The following is a 5076-nucleotide window of genomic DNA, read 5'->3' on the forward strand; positions in this document are numbered from 1 at the left end:
GGCCCGGCCGGCGCGACGTCCCGGCGGCCGTGCACCGAGTACGGCGTGCCCGGCGCGGCGTCGCCGAGGACGACGGTGCCGTCGCCGGTGACCCGGAGCGGGATCGGGTCGCTCAGTTCGCCGACGAACCGGCCCCCCTCGTCGTGGTGGAGGAAGGCCAGCAGCTGCCACCGGCCGTCGTTGTCGCGGACCAGGCGTCCGCTGTAGAGGCTGTCGTCGGTGAGCCGCTGCGCCTTCGTGGCGTCGAACGGGCCGAGCAGCGATTCGCCCGGCACCGCCCAGACGCCGCAGGCGCGGGCGTCGCGGCACCGCTCAGCGAGCTGGTCGCGCAGGCAGGAGAAGAGCAGGATCGGCCGGCCGTCGACGATCTCGACCTGGGGCACCTCCAGGTGACCGAAGCCGCTGCCCGGCGCGGTGATCGGGGGTTGCGCCGCCCAGTGCACCAGGTCGTGCGAGCGGGCGTGCGCGATGACGCCCCGGTCGTCGACGGGACCCTCGTTGGCCCGCGCGGTGATCAGCATGTGCCAGCCGTCACCGTCCGGGTCGGCGAACACCCACGGGTCGCGCCAGGCCTCGTCCTGCCAGGTGGAGTCGCCGAACCGCTCGTACCAGCGGCCGGCGGCGGTGAGCACCGGCGAGGCCGGGTGCCGCTCCCAGGTGACCAGGTCGGCCGAGGTGGCCAGCCCGATCCGTTGGACCAGGGCCCGCTCGTGCTGCCGGCGCCGGTGTAGAACATGTGCCACCGGCCGTCCGGACCGGGCAGCACCGAGCCGGTCCAGGTGGCGACGTCGTCGAAGGCGGGCCGGTCGGCGGGGACCAGGGCGTCGGCGAGCTGGGTCCAGTGCCGCAGGTCGGTGGAGACGGCGTGGCCGACGCTGGCCCGGAAGTGCCGCCGGTCCGGGTCGCCGAGTGCCCGGGAGGCGCGCAGGAAGAACAGGTGGTGGATGTCGCCCTCGCGGGCGAACCAGAAGTCCCAGATCCAGGCGTCGGGAAGTCGCAGCACGATGGTTCCTCTCGATGCCGCGCGGGCGGCGGGGGTCGGTCGCCGCATACGGGCGGCGGGGTGCGTCGGCGGGGGAGACCGACGGGGTACGCGGGAGATCAGGCGGGCGGGGCGCCGACCGAGTCGCGGCGGACCAGCGGGCAGGGCATGACGACCTGCCGGGCGGCACGCCGGCGGGTGCCCTTGGGCTGGTTGAGCAGCTCGACCATTTCCTCGACCGCCCAGGCGCCCATCTCGTAGTGCGGCAGCGCCACCGTGGTGAGACCGGGGAACAGCCCTTCGGCGATGAGTTCCTGGTTGTCGAAGCCGATCACCGACAGGTCGTCGGGGATCCGTAGGCCCAGTTCGGTCGCCGCCCGATAGGCGCCCATCGCCATCCGGTCGTTGAAGCAGAACAGCGCGGTGGGGCGCTCCGGGCGGTCGAGCAGCTCCCGGGCCGCCCGGTGGCCGCCTTGGGTGTCGGAGACCTCGGCGCGCACCAGCTCGGGCCGGTACGGCACCCCCACCTCCCGCAGCGCCTCCTGGTAGCCCAGCAGCCGGCCACGGGTGGCGGGGATGTCGTCGGTGTTGGTGACGAAGCCGATCCGGCGGTGCCCGTTCGCGAGCAGTTCCCGTACGGCGACCCGACCACCACCGGTCTCGTCCGGCACCACCGACGGCAGGCTCGGATCGGCGCTGGCCGCGTCGAGCAGCACCACCGGCATCGGGCGCAACTCCTCGGGGACCCGCACCACCTGGTGGTACATGGTCGCGTAGAGCACGCCGTCCACCCGGTGCTGCGCCAGGGCGTGGATTTCCCGCCGCTCGACCTCCGGGTCACCCCCGGTGGTGAGCAGCATGAGCACCCAGCCGCGCGCCGAGGCCGTCTCCTGCGCGCCGAGGATGATCCGGCCGGCGTGCGGGGTGGTCGCGATGACGTCGCTGAGCAGGCCCAGGGTGTGCGAGCGCTGCAGCCGCAGCCCGCGGGCCAGCCCGTTCGCCGCGTAGCCGAGCTGGCGGGCCGCCGACTCGACACGTTCGCGGGTCTCCGGGCTGACCCGGGTGCCGGACTTGTTGTTGAGCACGTGGGACACGGTGGTCACCGAGACGCCCGCCGCGGCGGCGACGTCCCGGATGCTCGCCTTCTGTCCCATCAGCCCACCATCACAGTGCTCCGCCGGGGCCCGCTGGTCCGCACGGGACGCCGGGATCCGGACAACGGTATCGGACCGGTCACTCGTCCCACAGGCCGTGCTCGGGCCACCGGCGCGGCAGCCGCTGCTCGACCGGAGGCAGCTCCAGCAGCGGCTTGTGCGGGTGGTGCTGGTACCAGTAGGCCACGGACGAGAAGTCGTTGCCCTGGTCGTTGGCGTGCCCGTGCTCGATGGTCACCTTGATCGAGCTGGTGAACCGCACCGGGTCCTCGATGTGGAAGCGGTACATGCTCCACAGGCCGAAGTGCTCCTGCGGGCTGCTGGCGAGGCTGATGCCGTGGTACGGCCCGGCGTACGCCCCGCTGGGGAAGCCCCAGGCGGCGTTGAAGTAGTCCTCGGTGCCGGTGCCGTGCAGCGACGGCGGCCACTGCTCGCCGTCAATGAAGATCATGTCGTCGCCCTCGCCCGGCCAGGTGTACGGCTGGTTGGAGGCGTTGTGGTTGTCGATGCTGAGCACGCAGCCGACGTAGTGACCGGCGCCGCCCTCGGCGTCGAGGATGACGTAGTTCTCCTCGCCGGTGAGGTTGGTGCCGGGAAGGTCCCACGGGGCCGGCACCTCGCCCGGGGCGAGCCCGTTCGGCACCGGCGTGCAGGGCTTCTCCTGCCGGTAGTACGCGTGGAAGTAGGCCACCTCGTCCGGCTTCGCCTCGTCGGTGAGCTCGTAGTCGACATAGTAGAAGAGGTTCTCGATCGGCTGGTCGCTCTCGTTGCGGATGACGATCTTCGCGTGGCTGCCGAACGGCATCGGGAAGTACGAGTTCATCGCGGCGGCGAAGGGCCCCTTCGGGCCCCGGCGCGGGCCGAACACCATCGACAGCGGCAGCGACACGTAGTGCGTGCAGGCGGCGTGCCCGACGCCGAAGAAGTCGCCCAGCGGGCTGCGGACGCTCGGGTTCTCCTCGCCGTCCCAGTACATCTCGATGACCAGCTTGCGCAGGTACTGCGGGGAGTAGCAGCGGGTGGTCAGCCAGATGTGCTCGATGATGCCGGTGCCGGTGATGTCGGCGAGGACGTGGGTCCCGCCGGGCGGCACGACGGCGAAGTCGCGGTTGCCGCCGGTGCGGTCCCAGCTCGACTCGCGCCTGGATCGGCCGGCCTTGACCCGGGAGAGTCCCGCGAGGGGGCTGGTGGGTCGCCAGAACGACATGGGGTTCCTTTCGGGTTGTGCGAGGAGGAGCGGCGGTCAGCCCTTGACCGCGCCGAGGCTGAGCCCGGCGACGATCCGGCGTTGCAGCAGCAGCGTCAGGACGACCGCGGGTACGGAGTAGAGCGTGGCCAGCGCCGTCATCGGACCCCAGTCGAGGCCGAACTGGCTCTGGAAGTTGGCGATCGCGATCGGGGTGGTCTGGGCCCGGATCGAGGTGAGCAGCAGGGCGAAGAGGAACTCGTTCCAGGAGGCCAGGAAGGCGAAGATCGCGGTGACCGCCACACCGCCGGAGACCACCGGCAGGATGACCCGCAGCAGCGCGGCGAACCGGCCGCAGCCGTCGACCAGCGCGGCCTCCTCGATCTCCCGGGGCACCCCCTCGAAGAAGCTGGCCAGCAGCCAGATCGACAGGGGCAGCGCCACCGTGGTCTGGGCCAGCGCGAGGCCGGTGGGAGTGTCGGTGAGACCGACCGCGCCGAGGATGGTGACCAGCGGGATGCCGATCGCCACCGCCGGCGCCATCCGGACCAGCAGCGAGCCGGCCATCAGCAGCCGCCCAGTGCGGGTGCGGTACCGGGTGATGCCCCAGGCCGCCGGCACCGCGAGGGCCATCGACAGCAGGGTGGCGATGAGCGCGGTGCTCACGCTGTTGACGAAGGACGCGGTCACCCCCGGCCGTTCAGCGCGGTGAGGTAGTTGTCCAGGCTGAACCGTTGGGGCAGCACGGTCGGCGGAACGGCGATCGCGTCGGTGGCCGGCTTGAACGAGGTGAGCACCAGGTAGACGAACGGGAATCCGTAGAGCGCCACGACCGCGACGGCGGCGGTCCAGAGCAGGGCGGTCCTGCACCGCCGGGCGAGCACAGGGGACATCAGGACTCCCGACCCGGTCGCCAGATGGTCAGCACCGCGACCATCGCGACCACCATCATGACGATCATGAACAGGGTGCTGGTGGCGGCGGCCGTGCCGGGGTCGTTGTAGCTGACCATCGTCTTGTAGATGGTCAGGCTCAACGTCTCCGAGGCCGACTGCGGGCCACCGTCGGTCTGGACGAGGATCACGTCGAACGCCCGGGCGGCGTCCACGCCCCGAATGATCAGCGCCACCGCGATCACCGGCCGCAGCAGCGGCAGGGTCACGCTGACCAGCAGCCGCAGCCCGCGGGCGCCGTCGAGGCGGGCCGCCTCGTACAGGTCCGGCGGGATGGCCTGGAGACCGGCGTACAGCACCAGGGTCATGAACGAGGTGGTGAGCCAGATGTCCGGCAGCGCCACCGAGAAGAGCACCAGGTCGGGGTCGCTGAGCCAGGACACGTCGCCCGGGTTGTCGAGGATGCCGACCCGGGTGAGCAACTCGTTGACGATGCCGACGTTGTCGATCATCAGGAACCGCCAGAGCAGGCCGGCGACCACCGGCGCGATCATCAGCGGGTAGAGGAACAGCGTCTGCAGGATCCGGGCCTTCGGCCCGAGCCGGTGGAACAGCAGCGCCACCGCCAGGCCGAGCACCAGCTCGGCCGTGACCACGATGAGCGTGTACGCCAGGGTCCGCCCGGCCGCCGCCCGGATGCCCGGGTCGGTCAGCGCCGTGACGTAGTTGTCCAGCCCGGCGAAGCTGCGCCCGTCGCCGAGCCCCGAGCCGGTGTAGAGGCTGTCCGCGGCGAGCTTCACCAGCGGCCAGCGACCAGCGCGAGCAGCACCACTGCGGCCGGCGCGGCGAGCAGGGTCGCGT

The 5076-nt window shown here is 71.8% G+C and carries 6 protein-coding genes and 1 pseudogene; all 7 read right to left on the reverse strand.

The annotated features are described in order from the left end of the window. Positions 1-632, reverse strand: a pseudogene (locus tag JNW89_RS27170) (hypothetical protein); the annotation flags it as partial. Further along, positions 515-1003 (reverse strand): hypothetical protein, encoded by a 489-nt coding sequence (locus JNW89_RS27175; protein ID WP_238451187.1) that lies wholly within the window; start codon positions 1001-1003, stop codon positions 515-517. The pseudogene JNW89_RS27170 and the gene JNW89_RS27175, both read right to left, overlap by 118 nt. Before the next feature lie 98 nt (positions 1004-1101). Next, on the reverse strand, positions 1102-2136 hold the full coding sequence (locus JNW89_RS27180) for a LacI family DNA-binding transcriptional regulator (RefSeq protein WP_238451189.1): 1035 nt from the start codon (positions 2134-2136) through the stop codon (positions 1102-1104). Positions 2137-2215: 79 nt separating this feature from the next. Further along, positions 2216-3343 (reverse strand): glycoside hydrolase family 172 protein, encoded by a 1128-nt coding sequence (locus JNW89_RS27185; protein ID WP_238451190.1) that lies wholly within the window; start codon positions 3341-3343, stop codon positions 2216-2218. A 36-nt stretch (positions 3344-3379) separates the two neighbouring features. Next, a complete protein-coding gene (locus JNW89_RS27190; RefSeq protein WP_238451191.1) occupies positions 3380-4012 on the reverse strand; it encodes a carbohydrate ABC transporter permease in 633 nt (210 codons plus the stop codon). Then, positions 4009-4215: a hypothetical protein gene (locus JNW89_RS27195; RefSeq protein WP_238451192.1), complete on the reverse strand. Its 207-nt coding sequence runs from the start codon at positions 4213-4215 to the stop codon at positions 4009-4011. Before JNW89_RS27195 ends, JNW89_RS27190 begins: the two co-directional genes overlap by 4 nt. Next, positions 4215-5076, reverse strand: an 862-nt coding sequence (locus JNW89_RS27200; RefSeq protein ID WP_238451193.1) for a carbohydrate ABC transporter permease, incomplete at its 5' end; no start/stop codon positions are given. The genes JNW89_RS27200 and JNW89_RS27195, both read right to left, overlap by 1 nt.

The sequence above is a fragment of the Micromonospora sp. 4G55 genome, from assembly GCF_016803375.1.